Origin of the sequence: Clostridium sp. CS001, from assembly GCF_020443565.1 — a bacterium.
Taxonomy (GTDB): Bacteria; Bacillota; Clostridia; order Clostridiales; family Clostridiaceae; genus Clostridium_AD.
Window position 1 is genome coordinate 59,372 of sequence record NZ_JAIZZN010000012.1, and the last position, 22,733, is coordinate 82,104.

19 protein-coding genes are annotated in these 22,733 nt (G+C 31.3%); 7 read left to right on the plus strand and 12 right to left on the minus strand.

What is annotated here, in order from left to right; genetic code table 11:
- Positions 1-83 precede the first annotated feature (83 nt).
- From LGK97_RS10045 to LGK97_RS10065, 5 genes are all read right to left on the minus strand, one after another.
- Positions 84-740, minus strand: a complete 657-nt coding sequence (locus tag LGK97_RS10045) for a hypothetical protein (protein ID WP_226259632.1) — start codon at positions 738-740, stop codon at positions 84-86.
- Entirely contained in the window at positions 730-1,035 is a 306-nt protein-coding gene (locus LGK97_RS19945) for an RNA polymerase sigma factor (protein ID WP_319001560.1), read from the minus strand. The genes LGK97_RS10045 and LGK97_RS19945 overlap by 11 nt, the downstream gene beginning before the upstream one ends.
- Before the next feature lie 340 nt (positions 1,036-1,375).
- The gene (gene pepF / locus LGK97_RS10055) at positions 1,376-3,175 is read right to left on the minus strand and encodes an oligoendopeptidase F (RefSeq protein WP_226259633.1); all 1,800 of its coding nucleotides are present in this window, start codon (positions 3,173-3,175) and stop codon (positions 1,376-1,378) included.
- A 151-nt stretch (positions 3,176-3,326) separates the two neighbouring features.
- Positions 3,327-4,178 (minus strand): YjjW family glycine radical enzyme activase, encoded by an 852-nt coding sequence (locus tag LGK97_RS10060; RefSeq protein ID WP_226259669.1) that lies wholly within the window; start codon positions 4,176-4,178, stop codon positions 3,327-3,329.
- Entirely contained in the window at positions 4,171-5,664 is a 1,494-nt protein-coding gene (locus LGK97_RS10065; protein ID WP_226259634.1) for a YjjI family glycine radical enzyme, read from the minus strand. Before LGK97_RS10065 ends, LGK97_RS10060 begins: the two co-directional genes overlap by 8 nt.
- A gap of 336 nt (positions 5,665-6,000) precedes the next feature.
- Here LGK97_RS10065 and gcvT point away from each other — a divergent pair, with 336 nt between their 5' ends.
- From gcvT to lpdA, 5 genes are read left to right on the plus strand one after another with little or no spacing between them, the layout of a single operon-like run.
- On the plus strand, positions 6,001-7,107 hold the full coding sequence (gene gcvT, locus LGK97_RS10070; RefSeq protein WP_226259635.1) for a glycine cleavage system aminomethyltransferase GcvT: 1,107 nt from the start codon (positions 6,001-6,003) through the stop codon (positions 7,105-7,107).
- A gap of 12 nt (positions 7,108-7,119) precedes the next feature.
- Entirely contained in the window at positions 7,120-7,515 is a 396-nt protein-coding gene (gene gcvH, locus LGK97_RS10075; protein WP_226259636.1) for a glycine cleavage system protein GcvH, read from the plus strand.
- Between the two features lies 1 nt (position 7,516).
- Complete coding sequence (gene gcvPA / locus LGK97_RS10080; protein ID WP_226259637.1) at positions 7,517-8,857, plus strand: aminomethyl-transferring glycine dehydrogenase subunit GcvPA; 1,341 nt, start codon at positions 7,517-7,519, stop codon at positions 8,855-8,857.
- Positions 8,857-10,323 carry an aminomethyl-transferring glycine dehydrogenase subunit GcvPB gene (gene gcvPB / locus LGK97_RS10085; protein WP_226259638.1) on the plus strand — a complete coding sequence of 489 codons (1,467 nt, stop codon included), beginning with the start codon at positions 8,857-8,859 and terminating at the stop codon, positions 10,321-10,323. Before gcvPA ends, gcvPB begins: the two co-directional genes overlap by 1 nt.
- A gap of 42 nt (positions 10,324-10,365) precedes the next feature.
- The gene (gene lpdA / locus LGK97_RS10090; protein WP_226259639.1) at positions 10,366-11,745 is read left to right on the plus strand and encodes a dihydrolipoyl dehydrogenase; all 1,380 of its coding nucleotides are present in this window, start codon (positions 10,366-10,368) and stop codon (positions 11,743-11,745) included.
- 64 nt (positions 11,746-11,809) lie between these two features.
- On the opposite strand, the gene LGK97_RS10095 is transcribed toward lpdA, so the two are convergent.
- The 5 genes from LGK97_RS10095 to LGK97_RS10115 all read right to left on the minus strand — a co-directional run bounded on the left by LGK97_RS10095 (position 11,810) and on the right by LGK97_RS10115 (position 17,888).
- A complete protein-coding gene (locus LGK97_RS10095) occupies positions 11,810-12,097 on the minus strand; it encodes a hypothetical protein (protein ID WP_226259640.1) in 288 nt (95 codons plus the stop codon).
- A 160-nt stretch (positions 12,098-12,257) separates the two neighbouring features.
- A complete protein-coding gene (locus LGK97_RS10100) occupies positions 12,258-13,175 on the minus strand; it encodes a pseudouridine-5'-phosphate glycosidase (RefSeq protein ID WP_226259641.1) in 918 nt (305 codons plus the stop codon).
- Complete coding sequence (locus tag LGK97_RS10105; RefSeq protein ID WP_226259642.1) at positions 13,169-14,263, minus strand: PfkB family carbohydrate kinase; 1,095 nt, start codon at positions 14,261-14,263, stop codon at positions 13,169-13,171. The genes LGK97_RS10100 and LGK97_RS10105 overlap by 7 nt, the downstream gene beginning before the upstream one ends.
- A 153-nt stretch (positions 14,264-14,416) precedes the next feature.
- Positions 14,417-15,349, minus strand: coding sequence for an alpha/beta hydrolase (locus tag LGK97_RS10110; protein ID WP_226259643.1), 933 nt, complete (start codon positions 15,347-15,349; stop codon positions 14,417-14,419).
- Between the two features lie 208 nt (positions 15,350-15,557).
- Positions 15,558-17,888, minus strand: a complete 2,331-nt coding sequence (locus LGK97_RS10115) for a DUF4901 domain-containing protein (protein WP_226259644.1) — start codon at positions 17,886-17,888, stop codon at positions 15,558-15,560.
- A gap of 231 nt (positions 17,889-18,119) precedes the next feature.
- Between LGK97_RS10115 and LGK97_RS10120 the strand changes: the two genes are divergently transcribed.
- Positions 18,120-18,737, plus strand: a complete 618-nt coding sequence (locus LGK97_RS10120; protein ID WP_226259645.1) for a flavin reductase family protein — start codon at positions 18,120-18,122, stop codon at positions 18,735-18,737.
- Between the two features lie 88 nt (positions 18,738-18,825).
- Here the strand turns inward: LGK97_RS10120 and LGK97_RS10125 are convergent, their stop codons facing one another.
- Positions 18,826-19,776 (minus strand): SPFH domain-containing protein, encoded by a 951-nt coding sequence (locus LGK97_RS10125; RefSeq protein WP_226259646.1) that lies wholly within the window; start codon positions 19,774-19,776, stop codon positions 18,826-18,828.
- A gap of 30 nt (positions 19,777-19,806) precedes the next feature.
- On the minus strand, positions 19,807-20,235 hold the full coding sequence (locus LGK97_RS10130) for an NfeD family protein (RefSeq protein WP_226259647.1): 429 nt from the start codon (positions 20,233-20,235) through the stop codon (positions 19,807-19,809).
- A gap of 522 nt (positions 20,236-20,757) precedes the next feature.
- On the opposite strand from LGK97_RS10130, the gene LGK97_RS10135 reads away from it, so the two are divergent.
- Positions 20,758-22,674: an NAD(+) synthase gene (locus LGK97_RS10135; RefSeq protein ID WP_264175011.1), complete on the plus strand. Its 1,917-nt coding sequence runs from the start codon at positions 20,758-20,760 to the stop codon at positions 22,672-22,674.
- Positions 22,675-22,733: the final 59 nt, after the last annotated feature.

The window sequence follows — 22,733 nt, forward strand, 5'->3', positions numbered from 1 at the left end:
TTGTCTACTTACAGTAGCGATGTAAAATATTAAGAATATTGTCATAAAAGTAAGGAGCTAACTGCAAAGTTAGCTCCTTACTTTTATTCTTTTGTAGATTGATCTATGAAGGATTTTGCAAGAGCTACTGTTTCATCCATTGAAAGTTCATTGTCTGTGAGAAAACCTATTGAGTAGTAGACCTCATTTGAAGACCAGAAAAATGTATGTGCAGTTTTAATATCTGTTGGCTTCTTAGTCATATCTTGTTGAGTAATATCATTCTTCTCTATCAAAGGATATGATGGAAATTGTACTTCATGCCAATAGCCTAGTGTACCATTTAAATCTACTTTTATTGATGGGGATGAGGAAAGTAGATTTTTTATTTCTACTGAAATGGGCGCAATAGAAATACTTAATTGAGTTTTATCATTAATATATTGTGCTTCAACGCCTCTTGTTGGTGCATAGGTAGATAGGCTATTAAATATAGCTTCATCATCAATTGCCTTAAGCATATTCGCTTGAAGCTTTTGATTATCTTCATAAGTCATTTTATTTAGGTGAATTGATTCAGATTTATAAGTAAGCTTCATATCGTTACAAAGGGCTTTTGGGAAAAAAACTTGAAATCCAACCTTTTTTGTGAGGTCATTATCACTTAAGATTGTACCTTTTCCAGCTGATGGATATATTTCATTACCTTTTAATTTTAATTCCTTTCTAATTCTTTCTTCAAAGTCTTGCTTATTTTCCATGATCTACGCACTCCTTTTCAGTATAATTTGTTTTTATAACAGGCACTTTTACATCTTCTCCAATAATGTGTCTTAGCTGCTTTTTTGCATTATGAAGTCTGGATTTAACTGTTCCTTCAAAACATCCAAGGACTTTTGAGATATCTTTAATAGTCATATCATTAAAATAATATAAAACTATAACTGTTCTCCAACCTGTTCTAGTTACTATTTTGTAGAACCATACATCAAAAGTTTTAATATTCTTTAATGTTTTTATAGAGTGAAAGCATTGAATAAATGATTCCTGTACGATATCCTCTGCAAGTGTTCTATCAAGTCTACCTTATCCATATTTCATCTCCCCTTTCTTTTTTTGGAGTTCATATATATATAATAAGAGTGTATTACATATTAGTAAAAGGTTCATCAATATTAAAAAAAATTATAAATTTATGTAATTAATGTTATGATGCAGGCATTTATGTGTTATCGAGATATAATATAATGATTTTGTAAGTAAGAAGTGGATTATGTTGATAAGATGCAAATCTCAATGACATTAAACTGAATAGAGTTGATATTAGCTAGTATATTCATATATCATATAATAAAAATAAAAAGATATATTCAATAATATACCTTTTTATGTCTCCCTATATCTCTTTTTCGAGCATCTCTAACAATTCATCAAATCTTTTAATAGTATCCTCTATAGGTTTTGGCGTAGACATATCAACCCCTGCCTTTTTAAGGATATTTAGTGGATAGTCACTTCCACCGCTTTTTAGGAACTCTTTATATTTTTCTACTGCACTTTCACCTTCGTAAGCTATCATTTTACTGAAAGAATTAGCAGCTGCAAAACCTGTAGTATATTGATACACATAGAAATCTCTGTAGAAATGAGGTATTCTTGACCATTCCATATCTATTCCCTCATCTACCACCATTTCCGGCCCAAAATACTTTACATTTAACTCATGATATATTTCACATAAATCATCTGGAGATAACGGCTTACCTTTTTCAAGGCTTTCATGAGTTATTTTTTCAAACTCCGCAAACATGCATTGTCTAAACACTGTGGCCCTTATTCCCTCTAATTGCTGATTTATTAAAAATAATCTTTTTTTCTTATCACTTTCATTTTCAATTAAATAATTAATTAATAGGCACTCGTTAGTAGTAGACGCAACTTCTGCACAGAATAATTCATAGTTTGAATATATATAGGGTTGATTCTTCTTTGAGTAATAAGAATGAATAGAGTGCCCCATTTCATGAGCGAAAGTAGAAACATCATTATATTGGTAATTGTAATTTAAAAGTACATATGGCATGCTATCATAGCAACCTGAAGAATATGCACCTGAACGCTTACCTTTATTTTCAAAAATATCTACCCAACCTTCGCTAATTCCTTTTTTTAATATATTCAAATACTCTTCTCCTAGTGGCTTAATACCATCTAAGATCATCTTAATAGCATCATCAATTTCTATGTGGTCTTCCACAGTATCAATTATTGGCACATATAAATCATACATATGAATTTCATCAAGGCCTAGTAATTTCTTTTTAAGACTTACATACTTATGAAGTGAAGGTAGATTTTTATTTATGGTATCCACTACATTATGGTAAACGTCTACTGGAATATTATTAGGTTTCAAAGAGCTTTCTAATGCAGAATTATAATTTCTTGTTTTTGCATTAAATATAAAACTCTTTATTGAAGAAGTTAAAGATGTTGTTAAAGTGTTTTTATAACCCTTATAGGTTTTAAATAATGTTTCAAAGGCATCTTTTCTCACTCTTCTGTCCTTTGATTTTATAAAAGTACTGTAATTCCCTGTTGTTAGCTCTACTTCTTTGCCCTCTTCATCTATTATATTTGGAAATACCATATCTGCATTTGTAAGCATTCCAAATATATTCCCTGGTGCATTTAAACAATCGCTTACTGAGGCTAAAATTTCCTCTACCTCTGAACTTAATGTATGTGGTTTTTGACTTAAAATATCTTTCAAATAGAATTCATAAACTTTAAGTTCTGGAAGCTTTAAAATTTCCTCTTCTACAGCTCCCTCTGGTAATGATAATAGCTCTGGAATAAAAAATGCTATTATACTTGAAACTTGTGCTGCATAAGTATCTGCTTTGTTTTTAAGCACTTGAAACTCTGCCTTAGCAGTATCTTCATCGCTTCTTAAGTGTGCATATACAAGTAGCTTTTCTAAAAGCCTTTGAACCTCTACATTACTTTCTAAAAAGCATAACAAGTCTTCGGCATTTCCTAATTTTCCTGAAAACCTTTTCATATTTGACGCTTTAACTTTTAGAATTTCAAAATCTGCATCCCACTGCACTGAACTTTCATACATCTTTGAAACATTCCACTTATACTTACTATCAATTTCATCTCTTGTTTTAAGTTTTTTAACTTCACTCATTAAACACCCTTCTTTCTTTTAAATTTAGTACTGTAACTAATTCAATAAAATAAATTGTCAAATAACATATTATAACTATATTATCATATATATTACAATAATTCTACAAATTAAAAGCCTCACAAAATGTGAGGCTTTTATTAATTATAAATCATACTAAAACTATATTTTTGCAACCATTATTTATAGCTATCCTTTGCAGCTCATCCATGTATTCATCATTAGGAGTATAGCTGTTAACCATGTCAAGTCGTACCCCAAGTTGTCTATATTTTATAAGTTTATATCTTATCTCTGGATTTAAAGAGGCAATAAGTCTACTAATTTCATCTACGTTACGATAATTATCTAACACTTCTGGTACTATAACCGTCCTAATCTCATAAATTTTATTTAGCTTAGCCAAATAGTTTATATTTTCTATAACAGTTGTATTATCCATGCCGGTTAACATTTTGTGCTCCTGACTATCATAGGATTTCATGTCCACCATTGCCATATCCATAACATCCACAAGGTCCTCATGTTCCCATAAAGGTATAGAACCATTTGTATCCACATAACAAGTTAACCCTAGCTTTTTAACTTCTATAAATAGCTCTGTTAAAAACTCACTTTGAAGAGTACACTCTCCACCTGAAACTGTAATTCCTGATATAAATACTTTATTTTTTTCTATTTCTGTTATAACTTCTTCTACAGTCATACTAAGTGGCTTTGGAGAACTATTTCTTTTGCAAATCTTTATACATTCATCGCAACTGGTACATGCATCTTTATCCCAGGTCACTTTAGATGGCTTAGATTGCATACCTTTAATTTCTAGTGCATTATAATGACAAGCACTTACACACTCTCCACAATTATTGCAAACATTTATAGTCTCTGGATTGTGACAATAAAGGCAATTAAAATTGCACCCTTGTAAAAATATAGCTGTCCTATTTCCGGGACCATCTACAGAGCTAAATGGAATTATACGGTTAACTAACCCTTTAACCATTTTTTCTAATCTTTCTTTCCAATACTTTTTGGTTTTCAACTGCACCAAGTCCTAATGCTACTGTATCCTGTAATACTTGCTTTCCCGCTTGTAATTTTTCTATATCTGATCTTTTTACAAGATATCCAGTAATCCTTATTACATCACAATCAGTGGAATATGCTGAAAAATATCTCATTTGCTGTTTAAAAGCACCCTTAATAATATCTAACACATAGTTTGGATTACTCTTAACCGTACTATCAAAATTAAATATATCACCTATTCCTGATGGGAAAAACTTATGGAATTTAGCTGATTCTACTATATGCTGTGGAAGCTCAGGTTCATCCCCAATTGGAATCCTACATCCTGGACTTATCCCCATATCAGAATCAATACCTACTTGAGCATGTAACAAATACTTACCTTTAGATATACTGCAATGAGGATCATTATATTTATTAACCTCAACTTCTAGCTTTTCAATGATTCTATATCCAAGTGCATTAGCTACTTCGCTGTGACCAAATTTATCTTCAAGTTTAGTAGAGTTTATAAAATAATTTACACATTCAGCCAGTCCAAACATACCAAACATAGCAGTGAAGCTGTCTTTATTTATTAGTCCTTCTTTAGATAAGAAATTAGTCTCAAAGAATCCACTTTCCTCTACTAAGAATCTAATTCTTTCCTTCATATAACCAGCCATTTTTCCTACTGCATCTGGTAATACTATATTTATAAATTCTTCTTCATTTGTTGCTTTTTTAGCAAGCCCAGCTAAATTTAATCTTGATAAAGTATAACTTCCTCCACCAATAGTTAATCCATTGTAACAACTAACTATAGCGTAGTTTCCATCAAACTCATTAAAAAACATTTCATGATTTGCAAAACTTGGTTTTGCAGTAATTAAAGCAGTGTTAATTGCATCAATGGCAAAATCATCTGGGGTACTAGTACTATATTTTATAGTTAAGTTAGGAATTGCATTTTGAAGTTCTCTCTCTGCTCTTAATATTAATCTTCCCGCTTTCGTATCTTTTGGTCCTATATTTCCATGACAGAAAGAATCCGTTATAGTTCTGTCTATATGTGTTAAAAATAATTTTATAGCATGAAAAGCTTGTTCTTCATCTATTACAAAAGGTTCTAAAAGAGTGTCAATATTTCCTATATATACTGGAAATGAAGAAATTGATGGTACATGTCTATATAATATTAGCAAACTATTTGTAGCTTCCCAAATATCCTTTGGTGGTGTAAGTCCTAAAAACTCACTTCCATTTTCCATAAACTTTTCGTAATTAGGCACAATATACCTAGGTCTATAAGGTGCATGACCTTCAAAAAGATCACAAATTATTCCTTCATTACGAAGCTGCTGAGTATCCTTATCAATATTCAAAACATCTATACTGTCTTCTGCTGCTCTAGCAAGAGTTAGTACCTTTTGCTCATAAGTTAGGGTCCCATTTTTAATAATTTCTAAAATGTTGTTCATTATAACACCACTCCATTTAAATTATTTTAACCACATTATTTAAAATGGGTTTTTTAACATATAATCATGTGAATTTATTATATGCTGTTAACTATATTTTATCTCGAATCTTAGATTTTTGCAAAGGTTTTATAAATTAATTAATAAAAGTTATTTATTAATTATTATTATGTATAATACCACTCACATACGACAAACACAGTATAGCTAAAATATAAAAGTCATAATCTTTTATATTTTACATTGTTATATTTTTATCATAAATCTTTACATATTGCTTTATTAACTCTATAATACAGTTGTATAGACTATTTTTTAAATTAGGAGGGAATTAATTTGAATATTTTAAAAGTCACTCCATTAAGGGGCGAGTATGAAAAGCACAGTGGAAAAGTTGTAGATTTCTGTGGATACGAATTACCAACTCAATTTAAAGGCATTTTACACGAGCATGAGACTGTAAGAGAGAGGGCAGGGTTATTTGATGTTTCTCACATGGGCGAAATTCTTGTAAAAGGAAAAGATGCTGAAACCTTTGTTAATTATCTTTTAACTAACGATGTAAAAACACTTAAAAATGGAGAAGTTATATATAGCTTCATGTGTTATCCTGATGGCGGAGTTGTAGATGATTTACTGGCTTACAAATTCTCAGAAGATTTCTACTATTTAGTTGTAAACGCCAGCAATAAAGACAAAGATTTACAATGGATATTAGATAATAAATGTAATTTTGAAGTTACTATTGAAGATATTTCAGAAAACGTTGCTCAAATAGCACTTCAAGGGCCAAAAGCACAAGAAGTACTACAACTGTTAACCGAAATTAATCTATCTGAAATAAAGTTTTTCACATTTAAAAACGATTTAGAAATATGCGGTAAAAAGGTTTTAATTTCAAGAACAGGATATACCGGTGAGGATGGTTTTGAAATTTATAGCACTAACCAAGACGCAGCATTTTTGTGGCAAGAAATACTTAGAGTTGGAGAACCATATGGTGCTGAACCAATTGGACTTGGCGCTAGAGATACTTTAAGATTTGAAGCTACACTTCCACTATATGGAAATGAGATGGATGCAACCATCACTCCATTAGAAATGGGATTTGGTTATTTTGTTAAACTAGGCAAGGAAGACTTCATAGGTAGAGAAGCTCTCTTAAAGCAAAAGGAAGATGGCTTATCTAGAAAATTAGTTGGCTTTGAATTAGTAGATAAAGGCATAGCAAGACATGGGTATACAGTGCTTGGTGATGGAAAAGAAATAGGTCATGTTACAACTGGGTACATGTCGCCTACTTTAAATAAAAGTATAGGATTTGCTTTTGTTTCTCAAGAATACGCAGCCTTAGGTACTGAAATATTTATACAAGTTAGAAATAAGCAGTTAAAAGCAGTAGTTGTAAATAAAAAGTTCTATAGTAAAAAAACTCAAAATTAAGGAGGATTAATTATGTTAATATTAGAAAATTTATTATATACAAAAAACCATGAGTGGATAAGAGTAGAGGGTGATAAAGCATATATAGGAATTACTGATTATGCACAAACATTATTAGGCGATATCGTTTTTGTAGACCTACCATCAGAAGATGATGAAATTGCTAAAGGTGATTCTTTTTCAACAATTGAATCTGTTAAAGCAGCTGAAGACATTTTTATACCTGCTAGTGGAAAAGTTTTAGAAATAAATGAGGATTTATCTGATAATCCAGTTTTAATAAATGAAGGAGCATATGATGCTTGGATGATTTGTATAGAATTATCTAATAAAGATGAACTAAACGAATTGTTAAAGCCTAGTGAATACGAAGCTTTATGTAAAGAATTAGATGAAAAGGAGGATTAATATGTTTCCTTATATTCCAGTTACAGAAAAAGAAAAAAACGAAATGCTTAACTTCGTTTCTGCAAAGTCTATAGATGATTTATTTAAGGATATTCCTGATAATTTAAAATTAAATAGGGATTTAAACATTCCTATGGGACTGTCAGAACTTGAAGTTGAGAAAATCATGACAAATTTATCTGAAAAGAATAAATCTACAAATGATTTAACTTGCTTTTTAGGTGCAGGAGCATATGATCACTATGTACCGTCTATTGTAAAGCATTTAATTGGAAGGACCGAGTTTTATACAGCTTACACTCCTTACCAACCTGAAATTAGTCAAGGTACTTTGCAAGCAGTATTTGAATATCAAACTATGATTTGTAGCTTAACTGGCATGGCTGTATCTAACTCTTCAATGTATGATGGTGCTACAGCTACAGCAGAGGCTTGTGTAATGGCTATAGAAAATACAAAACGTAATACTATAGTAGTTTCCAAAACAGTAAATCCAGATACAAGGGACGTACTAAGGACTTATATGAAATATAAAGGATATAACCTTGTAGAAATTGATGAAAGTAATGGAGCTACCGATATTGAAAAAGTAAAATCATCACTTGGCAAAGATGTTGCAGCTGTTATTATCCAAAGTCCAAATTTCTTTGGAATTATAGAGGAAACAGAAGAATTAGAAAAGATAATTCATGAAAATAAATCTTTGTTCATTATGAATGTAGACCCATTATCTTTGGGTGTTTTAAAAAGTCCTGGTGAGCTTGGCGCAGATATAGCTGTAGGTGATGCTCAATGGTTTGGTGGTAACCTTAACTTTGGTGGTCCTGGTCTTGGATTTTTAAATACTACTACAAAACTCATGAGAAAAATTCCAGGTAGAGTGGTTGGAGAAACAGATGATGGTCATGGCAATAAGGGATACGTACTTACTCTTCAAGCAAGAGAACAACATATAAGAAGAGATAAAGCTACCTCTAATATATGTTCGGACCAAACATTGCTTGCCATTGCAGCTGCTGTATATATGTCAACTGTTGGTAAAGAAGGTATACGAGAAATAGGACTTCAATGCATCAAAAAATCTCATTATGCTTATAATAAGTTAATAGCAAGTGGAAAATACAAGCCAGTATTCGATAAACCGTTTTTCAAGGAGTTTGCAGTTACATCAGCTTCTCCTGTTGAAGATTTAAATAAAAAACTATTTGAAAATAATATTTTAGGTGGATATGTTTTAGAAAAAGAGTATCCTGAGCATAAGGATTCAATGCTGTTTTGTGTAACAGAAAAAAGAACAAAAGAAGATATCGATAAGCTAGTTAAAGTGATGGAGGAGATATAATGAAGGATTATAATAAAGTTATCTTTGAACTATCATGTGAGGGCAAAGTAGGATATAAACTTCCAGCATTAGATGTAGATGATATAAGTATAGATTCTCTTCTACCTAAAAGCATGCTAAGAGAAAATGAAGTTTTTCTACCTGAGGTAAGTGAGGTTGATGTAGTTAGACACTACACTGCCCTTTCTAATAAAAACTATTGTGTTGAAAAAGGATTCTATCCACTAGGTTCTTGTACAATGAAATATAATCCTAAAATTAATGAAGATGTTGCTGCACTGCCTGGTTTTAGTAAAATTCATCCGAGGCAACCAGCTGAAAATGTACAGGGTGCTTTAGAGCTTATGCATGATCTTTCACGAAGCTTATGTGAAATTACAGGTATGGATGATTTTACACTGCAGCCTACAGCAGGTGCTCATGGCGAATTTACAGGACTTCTAATAATGAAGCAATATCATGAAAGCAGAAATGATTTTAAAAGAAAAAAAATAATAGTTCCCGATTCTGCTCATGGAACAAATCCAGCCAGTGCAAAAGTGGCAGGATTTGATATAGTTGAAATCAAATCTGATAAAGATGGTTTAGTTTCAATAGAAGAACTTAAAAAGGTTTTAAGTGATGAAATTGCAGGACTAATGCTTACTAACCCTAACACTTTGGGATTGTTCGAAAAAGATATAAAAGAAATAAGCAATTTAGTTCACGAAGCTGGTGGTCTTTTATACTATGACGGAGCAAATTTAAATGCCATTATGGGAAAAGCACGCCCAGGAGATATGGGTTTTGATGTGTGCCATTTAAATCTTCACAAGACATTTTCTACCCCTCACGGTGGTGGAGGTCCTGGAGCAGGTCCTGTAGGTGTTTGTGGTAAACTTTCTAAGTTTCTTCCAGTACCTGTTATAACAAAGAAAGAAGATAAATTTATATTTGATTATAATAGACCTGAATCTATTGGAAAAGTTAGAAGTTTTTATGGCAACTTTGGTGTGTTAGTTAGAGCTTATACTTATATACTTACTATGGGTTCAGATGGCTTGAAAGCTGCATCTGAGACCGCAGTTCTTAATGCTAACTATATAAAAGAATCACTAAGAGATCATTATAAATTGGCTATAGATAACGTATGTATGCATGAAGTAGTTTTTTCTGGATTAAAAGATAACCCAAATCATATATCAACTTTGGATGTAGCTAAACGATTAATTGATTATGGAGTACATCCACCAACAATTTATTTCCCTTTAATTGTTGAAGATGCTATTATGATCGAACCAACCGAAACTGAAAGTTTAGAGTCTATTAATGAGTTTATTAAACTTATGAAAAACGTGGCTCTGGAAGCTAAAGAAAATCCTGAAATTTTACATGAAGCACCTCAAAATGCTCCAGTAAGACGATTAGACCAAGTTAAAGCAGCTAGAACGCCAATATTAAAGTGGGAAGAGACTAGACTAGCTTAGTATCTCTTTAAGTTTAATATGAGAGCATTGGGAGGTACCGCCATGAAAGATATAATTATAATAGGTGGAGGTCCTGGTGGTTATGTAGCAGCCATCAGGGCTGCTCAATTAGGAGCAAAAGTATGCCTAGTTGAAAAAGAAAGTTTAGGTGGCACATGCCTTAATTGGGGTTGTATACCAACTAAAACTATATATAGAACCGCAGAACTTTTAAATACTTTAGGCCATATTGAAGACTTTGGTATTAGTGTTTCTAGCCCTGAAATAAATGTATCAAAGATTCAAGAAAGAAAAAAAGATATTATAAAAAGCCTAGTAACTGGAATTGAATTTGTCTTAAAAGGTAACAATGTAGAAATTATAAGGGGCAAAGCTGATTTAATCGATAAAAACACTGTAAAAGTAAGTACAGCAGATGGTGAAATAACCCTTGAAGCTAAAAACATAATTATAGCTACAGGTTCCGAATCAGAAATTCCTCATCTTGATGGGGTTAGCAGTAAGAATATTATAACCAGTAAAGAACTTTTAGATTTTGATCATGTACCAAAATCTTTAGTGGTTGTAGGTGGTGGCGTAATTGGAATGGAATTTGCCAGCATATTTAATTCTTTAGGAAGTAAAGTAACTGTTGTAGTTGCACGTGATTCTATATTATACGATATAGATAAGGACATTTCAAAAAGATATACCCTTATGGCAAAAAAAGCTGGAATAGAAATTCTTACAAAAACTAAAGTAATGAGTTTTAGCAGTGATGATGAAGTTATTATAAAATGCGAAGATAAAAAAGGTGAATTCGAAATAAGAAGTGAGCAAGTGCTTCTTGCTAAAGGAAGAAAACCTAATTATGAAGGCATTGATGTAGAAAGTCTAGGAATAGATATCCATAAAAAAGGTATCATAGTTGATGCTAACTATGAAACTTCTTTAAAAGGAGTGTATGCTATAGGTGATGTAAATGGAATTTCACTTCTTGCTCACGCAGCCTCCTTCCAGGGAGTAGAAACAGTTGAGCATATACTATTAGATAAACCTTGTTATAATTCAACAATTCCTTCTTGTATTTTTACTTTTCCTGAAATTGCAGTGGTTGGAATTACTGAAGAAGAGGCAAAAGCTAAAGGTATAAGCTATAAAAAGAATAAGTTTTTATTTGGAGCTAATGGAAAAGCTTTAGCGCTAGGTGAAGGTGAAGGCTTAATAAAAGTTATAAGTGACGACGATAATGTAATCCTAGGTGTTCACATTCTTGGTCCTCATGCTTCTGATTTAATACTAGAAGGTACAATACTAGTAGAGAAAAAGATGACAGTTTCAGACATAAAGGAAGTAATTCACAGTCATCCTACATTGGGTGAAGCATTGCATGAAGCAGTTTTAGGCTTAAATAAAGAAGCTATTCACAGCATAAACAAATAAGTGTTTTGTTTACACTATAAAAAATGACTTATCTATTTAGATAAGTCATTTTTTATTGTAAAATTTATTGGCTAACAATATTTTTTAAATTTTGGATAAATTTATGATCTGATTCTACTTTTTTAAATGTGTCATCGGAATTTAATATATAACTCATGATTGCACTTTGATTTTTCTCTAATATCTCTAATTTATCTATAACTTCATCATGGTTTTTATCAATCTTTTGATCCATACCATCAATCTTTTGTTCCATACCATCAATCTTTTGTTCCATACCATCAATCTTTTGTTCCATACCACCTAATTTTGTCAATATCATTTCAAACATTTCTTTTGTTTCATTATCCATTATAAATCACCACCACAATTTTAATTTTCAAGTGTAGTTATTATAACATCTTAGAATTGCCTTATCAACTTGTAATGTCTTACATTTTCTTTTTCTACATCTCAATCTGAACTTTTCCCCTATATATATTTCATAACCAACATTATCATAATAATATTATTTATCCAAGTTTAGCTAGTTCTACAGCTACTTGCGCTCCAATTTTAGCATTATTATATACTAATTCAATATTTGAATCAAGGCTAGCCCCACCAGTAATCTCTTTAACTTTTCCAAGTAAGAATGGTGTACTTTCTTTTCCCTTAATTCCTTTTTCCTTCAGCTCTTTTAAGGCATCTTGTATAGCATTAGTTATGGCATCATAATCCATTTCATATTGCTCTGGAATTGGATTAGCTATAACCACTCCTCCATCTAAACCTAGGTCCCACTTTGCTTTTAAAGCTCTAGCAAGTACATCTGCTGAATCTACGCGATAATCTACTCCAAAACCACTCTTTCTAGTATAGAAAGCAGGTAGTTCATCTGTACCAAATCCAACTACTGGTACACCTTGAGTTTCTAGATATTCTAAAGTAAGTCCTATATCTAATATAGATTTTGCTCCCGCGCAAATTACAGCTACATTAGTATGTGCTAGTTCTTGAAGGTCTGCTGAAATATCAAAAGTTTCTTGCGCTCCCCTATGAACTCCACCAATACCACCTGTAGCAAAGACCTTAACTCCTGCAAGTGCAGCTATTATCATTGTTGATGCTACTGTAGTCGCTCCATCTGCCTTGTTTGCTATTATAAATGGAATATCCCGTCTGCTAGTTTTGATTATATTTTTTCCACTTCCAAGTACTTCTATTTCCTCTCTTGTTAAACCCACCTTAAGTCTTCCATTTAGAATTGCAATAGTAGCGGGTACTGCTCCATTTTCTCTTATTATTTCTTCTACCTTTAATGCAGTCTCTACATTTCTTGGGTAAGGCATTCCATGAGATATAATAGTAGACTCTAACGCTACTACCGCTTTACCTTCATGTAATGCTTTTGCTACCTCAGGGTTTATATCTAAATAACTTTTTAACATAATTTAATCTCCTTCATCTTCTTATTTATATTTTCTACAGATATATTTGGATTAATTGTGTCTTCATGGGACACTGCCAGTATGGCTGCACTCATAGCAAACCGTGTACTATAGTCTATATCAAAATCATTAAAATGACTATAGGCTAGTGCTGCCAAAGATGCATCACCTGCTCCCGTAGCATTAACCACATGTACCTTGGGACTTATTATATGGCTAGAATTAACGCCATCATTATAATACATACCCTCTTCTCCAAGGCTTATAAACACCTTTTTAACTCCTTTTTCTAAAAAGTAGTTTGCTGCACTCTTTAGATCAGTTTCATTGTTTATTTTAATACCTGATAACATTTCAGCCTCAAGTTTATTGGGTTTAATGGTGTGAAAATAACCAATGATATCTTTGACTTTTTTCGCTTTAGTTGTAGATACTGTATCTAAGAAAAAATCTACACCCTTATAATTAGTTATAATATATTCAATAGTTTCTTTTGGAATGTTCGTATCAATGATACAAACCTTTGAATTTTCTATTAAATGCTTTTTACTTTTAATAAAGTCTACACTAACCTTTTCAATAATATCCATATGAGCTATAGCTACCATCATATCACCAGTACCATCTAGTATTGATAAGTAGGTAGAAGTAGCATGTTCTCTTAACACAAGAGTATCCTCCATATTAAGGTTAATAAGCCTTGCCTCGTCTAGTATCTTCTGCCCATAAACATCATCACCTACAGCACTAATAAGCTTAGTTTCTATTCCTAATTTAACTAGATTTTCACTAATATTACGTCCTACTCCTCCAAGTGAAACCTTCACCTCTCCAGGGTTTGAATCCTTTAAGATCAAATCATTATTGGGAAACCCTTGAATATCAATGTTAGTCCCGCCAACAACGCTTATATATGGCTGTTCGCGTGTGATATAGCCTTTACCTACCACGAATCCTTTTCTTAGCAAATTGCTAATGTGAACTGCCACCGAGGAACGTGTAATTCCCAAGGAATCAGCTATTTCCTTTTGAGAAATCATAGGATTTTTCTTAATCAATTCTAAAATTTCCTGTTCTCTATTTGTCATAAAATTCTCCTTAACATATGTTTAGTAGTTAAGCATCAGCTTATTTAGATTGTATCATATCCATTTTTACTTTTCAAGTAATATTATATATAATTTTTTAAAACGCATCTATCTCGTTATATCGTAATTTAAGGAAATGCTACTTGGGTCATATTATTTATCTAAATGTGCATTAAGCCATTTTATTACATCCAAAGTTACTTCTTCCCTATTGATTTCATTAAGCATCTCGTGTCTTCCATCTTTATAAAGCTTATAAGTTAAATCATAAATTCCATGCTCTTTGTAAGTCTTAATAAGTTTTAAAACACCCTTGCCATTCTTTCCTACAGGATCTTTATCTCCTGAAAAAATATAAATAGGCAAGTCCTTAGGAACATTGTCAATTTCCTTGTCAATAGCTATTATCTTAAGTCCTCCTAAAAAGTCATAGAAAAAACCTGTTGTGAAAATCGTGCCACAGAATGAATTATCCATATATTTATCCACTTCTTTGTTATCCCTACTTAACCAATCAAAGTCTGTCCTTGTTGGCTTAAAGCAATTGTTATAACTTCCAAAAGATAATTTATTTAGTTTAATACTCTTAGCCCTTCTTCCAACTTTCTTAATTTCTCTTTTGGCTATTAATCTACCTATATCTACAATAAGTCCTTGCTTACCACAAGACCCTGAAAGAATCGTTCCCTTAAGTTCACTTCCATATAAGCAAATATATCTTTGCGTTAAAAATGATCCCATACTATGCCCAAATAAAAATATAGGTAAATTACAACTTTCTTTTTTAATAATCTCGTTTAGTTCATGCATATCTTCAACCATGGAGTTAAAGCCATCCTCACCTAAGTCACCTAGCTTTTGGATATCCCCTGCAGTTTGCCCATGCCCTCTATGATCATTAGCATAAACAATAAATCCATCATTTGTTAAAGCATTTGCAAAACCTTCGTACCTTGATGCTGTCTCTGCCATTCCATGAGCTATCTGAACTACTCCCTTTACTTTCACACTTTCCTCCGGAGACCATTTGTAAACAAATATCTCGAGCCCTCCATTATCCTTAAACATAAAGTTTTCCGATTTCATAGCCTTACCCCCATTTATTTTTAAATTTTTATATTCTTTATGTAAAAATGTTCCTTAAAACATAAAAACCACACTAAACAAATTTATCGTTTAGTGTGGTTCGCATTTTTCTTAGCTATATTTCATATTTACTCTCATTTATATTATATCACTAAAATCAATATTTGAAAAGTAGTATTATTGAATTTTTTAATTAATATTACATCGCCTAATACTGTGTATTTCGCAAGTTGTTAAGTGCATTATATACACCTATAGCTAATTGTTCCATAGTTGAATTATCTTTTGGCTTAACCTCATTGTTTTCTATTTGTATAAACCCAAAAGCTTCAGCAATAGCAATATATCCAAGGTTGTCTTTACCTATCTTACTAGCATCTCCATAATTACACTTAAAAAGTTCGCTATGTTGAGCAAGCTTACTGTAGTTAGTGAATTTAACTAAAATTTTAGCTAATTCTTCTCTAGTAACTAATTTCTCTTCTATAAATTCACCATCTGAATTTTCCATTATTCCATAAGATATGGCCATTTGAAGATATTTATAGTTTGCATCGTCTTTTGCAATATTTGAGAACCTTAAATCTGCAGTTTTTTCCATCATATACGGTCTATATCCTCTTGCATTAACCAACATCTTAATTAAATCAATTTGAGTAACTTTTTTATCTAATTTAAAATCAATAGTTTCTATTAATCCTCTAGATGCTAAAATGCTTAATTCTTTTTCTGCTTTACTGTCTTTAATAATCGCTTTAAACAATCCAATATTTTGATCGATGTTCTCACCACTATAACTTATAAACTTACCAGTAAAAGCATCAATATTTGTATAATCATACAGCCCGTTGCTATCACTTAATTTATAAGCTAATTTTACTTCTAATTCTGGTTTTTCAGGGTTATTACTTTTGTCAATTTGAGTATAAACCAGTACTGGTTTGTATTTATTAAATAGTATTTCACTTGCATCTTCCTTACTTATAACATTTTTCACTTCTGGAAACTTAACATCTTTATCCCAATTACAGTTTAAATTATTCAAATCAGAAGTTGCAGCACTTATTCCAACATCTATACTATTTTCATTATACTCTATTCCCTTCTCTAATCTTGTAAAATTAAAATAATAATTTCTTTCCTCCATTTTATCATAAGCATTACTATTATAATTATAATGAGATTGCTCAGTTCTTATTTGCTTTACCTTATCAGGATAATACTTTGCAACTATATCTATAGCTTTGGCATATGCCTCTTCCCAAGTTAGCTTAGCTTTAAATTTTTCACTCATGTTATTGTCCTCATTAGAGTATTTGTTACAGTTTATTATTTCTCCTGTTAAAGCATTTATTGATAGATTACCACTCTCGTTATATCTTTCAGATCCCTCTTTACTAAAATATGCATTCCACATTTTAGTAGGTGAATTCCCTTGACCTTGGACATATTCTTGATATCCTAGATCTTTAATTACATATCCCTCACCATAAAGTTTGTTTATGAAACTACTTATTATTTTTTTTGCTTCTACCTCCTCTATTGCTTTCTCTCTAGGTGCTACCACAATTGATTTCTTATAAAGCTCTTCTTTTTCTTTTTCAGTTAAATCCTTAATTACTATCCCATTAGAAGAATTATAGGGATTTAGTATCTTTCCATTTTTAGCATCTAATAAGTACCCATTAATAAACTCTGTGTTGTACACTAATTTTATATTTTTTTTACTTTCATAATCATTATAGTTTTGTGAAAAAGATACATACTTTAAATTGGTCTTAGCCTCTTTTTTATAAGCTTCAACTGCAATTTTATTATCCACTATATCTTTTATTTCAGGAAACTTTAAACCCTCATTCCAACTCTTGTAGTATGAAACTATCGCTCCCTTTACTCCATCAATCTCAACACCAATGGCATTGCTCTCAAACTCTATACCATTAACTTTATTAACATAACTAAAGTTATAATTAGTTGATCCATAATACCCTGAATTATTATAATCTTTTTTTATGGATTCCTTAAACTTTTGAGGGTCAATTCTTTTAATAAATTCATCACTAATCTTTTCTGCTTGCTTAACAGTAATTGTTGGTACTGAACTTTCTTCATTCACCTTACGGTCATAATTATTAGCTTGAATAACTTCTCCTGTTTCTGCATTTAATGTAACGCCAATATTGATGTTTTTATCCATACTGTATAATTCCCAATTAATGTTCCATGAACTATTTTCCTTACCATTGTAATTTGATGTATTAAGATTAATTCTTTGGGTGAATTTACTCTCGTCTATTTCTATATTAAAATAATTTTTTACTGTTGCCTTAGCAATTTCTTTAGCCTTTTCCTTTACTATTTTAACATTCTTTTCATCTTCATCATTTTTTGTAGTTTCATCGTTAATACCTGTAATTGGGACTAAAATTGGTCCTGCTGTTTTCTGATTTTGGGCCATGCCATTCGCAAAAACTGAAGTTGTTCCATTAAAAGTTAATGCCATTGCTAGCAGTATTGAAAAAATCTTTTTCTTATTCATAATAATTCCCACCCCTCATTGTATAATATTCCTATAATGTATATTATAGACGATTGTAAATTATTTTTGGTTACATATTAATTACAACTTTTCTTTGTTTTACATAATTATTTTATCTTAACTCAAAACTATATAAATCTTTCAGAGTATTGTATAATGTAAATCATCACCTTAAGTGATGTAATATTAACTACTGCAGAAATGTAGTTGCAGATATAGGAGTGAACTTATATGACAAAAACTATTTTTAAAGGAAGTGCAATGTTAAATCCTGTTCCTGTAGTATTAATTACCTCAAAAAATAAAGAAGGTAAAATTAATGTTTTTACAGTAGCATGGGTGGGAACAGCCTGCACTAAGCCACCAATGATAACTGTAGCCATAAGACCTGAGAGGCTTTCATATGATTATATAAAAGAAAGTGGTGATTTTGTAATAAATCTACCTAATTCTAGCATGGTTAAAGAAGTAGATTATTGCGGGGTACGCTCTGGAAATCAAATAGATAAAATTAAAGATATGAACTTTACTACGCAGGATAGTAAGGATGTTAGTGCTCCTATTATTTCTGAGTGTTCTATAGCACTAGAGTGTAGAGTTAAAAATATTACTCCTTTAGGTACCCATGATTTATTTTTAGCTGAAGTTGTGAATACTCATGTAGATAATAGCTTAATTGATACCAATGGTAAGATTCATTTTGAAAAAGCAGATCTTATCACTTATTCTCATGGTGAATATTTTAGTGTTAATTCAAACCCTCTGGGGAAGTTTGGTTATTCAGTTCAAAAAAAAGTTAATAAGGATTCTAAAAAAGCTAACAAGCCTAAACATAAAAAGAAAGCCTGATACTAATTAGGTACCTGTATAATAGACTGCTTAAAACATCTATTATACAGGTATAAATTTACCTCAGGCTTTCTTTATATTTATTTGTTTATTTAGTCATTTTTAATGTTTCAGCTATAGCTGCTACATTACCTAGACTAGACAACATTTCATTAGGTAATATAAGTTTATTTGCTGGATTCTTTGCCATTTCTTTAAGAGCTTCAATCTGTTTTAATGCTATTACTGTTTCGTTTGTACCTGACTCTATAATAGCCAAATTTATTCTTCTTATTGCATCTGCCTCTGCAATTGCAATTTCTAATATAGCTTTAGCCTTACCTTCAGCTTCAAGAAGTTGAGATTCTTTCATTCCTTCTGCACGTCTGATATTTGCTTCTTTTTCAGCCTCAGCATTTAATATTTGGGCTTGTTTAAATCCTTCTGCCTTTTCTATCTGACTTTGTTTTTCACCTTCTGCAGTAAGTATGAAAGCTCTCTTATCTCTTTCTGCTCTCATTTGTTTTTCCATAGCTTGTTGAATTTCAGATGGCGGAATTATATTTTTAATTTCTACAGATAGTATTTTTATTCCATAAGCATCTGTAATTTCATCGATTATTTCAAGAAGTTTTAAGTTTATTCTGTCTCTCCCTGATAATACTTCATCTAAAGTCATGTCACCCACAATATTTCTCATATTGGTTATTGTAGAGTACACAATACCTGATTTATAATCTTCTATATTGTATACTGCATCTTTTGAATTAATAACCTTATAAAATATAACATTATCAATGGATATATTAACATTATCCTTAGTTATAACATTCTGTGGTTGTATGTCTAATATTTGCTGTTTTGTAGATATTCTTCTACGAACGAAATCTGCAAATACAATTGTTAAATGCCAACCTGGCTCTAATATCCTATGAAATTGACCAAATCTTTCTATTAAAACAACAGATCCTGTATTAACAATTTTAATAGATGATAAAATCGCAATTATTATTATTAACAATAAAACGAAACCTAAAATCGTACCCAGTCCTATTCCCATTATAAATTCCTCCTTAAATTTTGGTATTATTTATACCTTTGTTATCAATAACTTATTTCCTTCAATTCCAATGACTTGGACAACGTCACCTTTTTCCAAAGGCTTACCCACATTTTTTACAGTCCAATAAATTCCTTGAAACTTTATCTTTGCTTTCAAATCAATTTTTTCCTCTAATGTAAACTCTTTACCTATATAAGCTTCTTCCATTGTTAAAGTTTTATTTACAGTTTTCTTTATGGTTTTCTTGACTATAGGATATCCAACAGCCATAGATGCCGCGGTAACTGCTACAAATATAATTATCTGCACAGCCACTGATGCATTAAATAACATTGCGATTATTGCTGCAATTGCACCTCCAGCAAACCATACAAACATAAAACTACTAGTGGTAATATCAATAAATAGTGCTCCCAGTGCTACAACCGTCCAAAATATTATCATAGTCCAGTCCATGTTTTACCCCCTTTCGAACATTAATTAATATTATAAGTTCTACCCCTTTTAGAATTACTAGCCACAACTTAATTATATCTCTTTTTTCAACTTTATAATACCACTATATCCTAATTTTAAAGCAAAATTTTATTAATGTAATAATACTACATAATCAATATCTGCTTAAATCTATTATACAGTATTTTATATTCTAATTAAAGTTTAAATATATCCCTTAAAGGGTTAATTTATACCCTTTTTAGTATTTGCGTGGTTTTAACTCTTAATTGCTTACATTATCTCTTTAATTCGCCTCTTTTCATTATTACTTAGAGCATATCTTCAATAAATTCGCAAAACTATGAGAATTATCAAATAAAAGCTTGTCTTTTCTAGAAATATTTAAACAAAGTATAATTAATTGATAACCGTCCCTACTATTGAATCTAAGATAATGATATAATTTTAGTAAATATATATTTTTTAAAGTCAACTTGCACATACTATTGTTGAAAAACCAAAGAAAGGTTGTGAATTATTTTGGAAACTTCTTTTATAAAGGTTTCTGCTGCTTGCCCAATTGTAAATGTGGCAGATATAGAATTTAACTTAATTAACATACAAAGCTGTATTGAAAAGGCTATCATTGAAAAATCAAAGTTTATAGTCTTCCCAGAACTTTGCATAACAGCTTACACCTGCGCCGATTTATTTCTGCAGCATCAACTGATTAAAAAATCCGAAGATGCAATTAAATCTCTATGTGAGTTTTCTAAAAATAAGAATATATTGATTGCTGTAGGTTCCCCACTACACTTTAATGACAGTCTATATAATTGTGCATATGTAATATTCAATGGTGAGCTTTTAGGAATAGTACCAAAAAGTTATATACCAAATTACTCTGAGTTCTACGAAAAAAGATGGTTTAATGAAGGTCTTGGCTTAACTAGCGAAAAAGTAAACTTATCCTTTGCTAAAAACATTCCTTTTGGAACAAACCTTTTATTTACATGCGGCAACATTAAATTTGGCTTTGAGGTTTGTGAAGACCTTTGGGTAACTATCCCACCAAGTAGCTACTTAGCTCTTCAAGGTGCAAATATAATTGCTAATCTATCTGCCTCAAATGAATTAGTTAGCAAAGCTGATTACCGAAGATCCTTAGTTTCATCTCAGAGTGCAAAATGTATATGTTCTTATTTATATGCATCCTCTGGTGTTTTTGAATCCTCAACAGATTTACTTTTTAGCGGACATCTTTTAATTAGTGAAAATGGTTTATTATTAAAAGAAAATAATAGATTTCAAAGAGAAAATGAAATTATAACTTCCATTATTGATATAGATAAGTTAAATGGCGAGCGGCTTAAAAATGTAAGTTTTAAGAATAGTGGCAGTATGTCGCCTTTTAAAGTAGAAGAAATACCTTTTGAATTTTTAAACTTAGATCTTGGTGTTTTTAATAGAACTATCGATAAACATCCTTTTGTTCCAAAAGATAAACATTTGCGTGAAATGCGTTGTAGTGAAATTTTTAGTATTCAATCTGCAGCTCTTGCCAAAAGATTTTCTTATACTGGTCTAAGCAAAGCTATAGTTGGCATTTCCGGTGGACTGGATTCAACCTTAGCACTATTAGTTATAATTAAAACCTTTGACATGCTAAATATTCCAAGAAAAAATATCATTACTATTACAATGCCTGGTTTTGGAACTACAGATAGAACCTATATGAATGCAGTAGATCTATGTAATCATTTAGGTACCGAGCTTAGAGAAATTAATATAGTTGATGCATGTCTTCAACATTTCAAAGACATAAACCACCCAATTGAAAAGCATGATGTAACTTATGAAAATGTTCAAGCAAGAGAAAGAACTCAAATTCTTATGGATATTGCCAATAAGGAGGGCGGTCTGTTAGTAGGCACAGGAGACTTATCAGAACTAGCCTTAGGTTGGTGTACATATAATGGCGACCATATGTCCATGTATTCTGTAAATTGCTCAATTCCGAAGACTTTGGTTCGATATTTAGTTAAATATGTAGCAGATGTGGAATCCACAAAGGAAGTTTCAGATATCCTTTTAGATATTCTTGACACTCCTGTAAGTCCTGAACTTCTACCAAAAGATAAGAACGGCGAAATTACTCAAAAGACTGAAGACATAGTAGGGCCCTATGAATTACATGACTTTTTCCTTTATTATTTTATGAAGCAAGGTGCTTCTCCGCAAAAAATACTATTCTTAGCTAAGGAAGCTTTTAAAGCGGATTATTCCGAGGATGAGATACACAAATGGTTAGATAAATTTATAAAAAGATTTTTCACTCAACAATTTAAGCGTTCAGCCTTACCAGATGGTCCAAAGGTAGGAAGCATAAGCTTATCTCCAAGAGGAGATCTTAGAATGCCTTCTGACGCTAGCTTTAATTCCTTCATTTATAAATAATAAAATGTCTTTTTACACGAAAAAAAAGTATATATTACGTATAATGCATTTGAACGAGC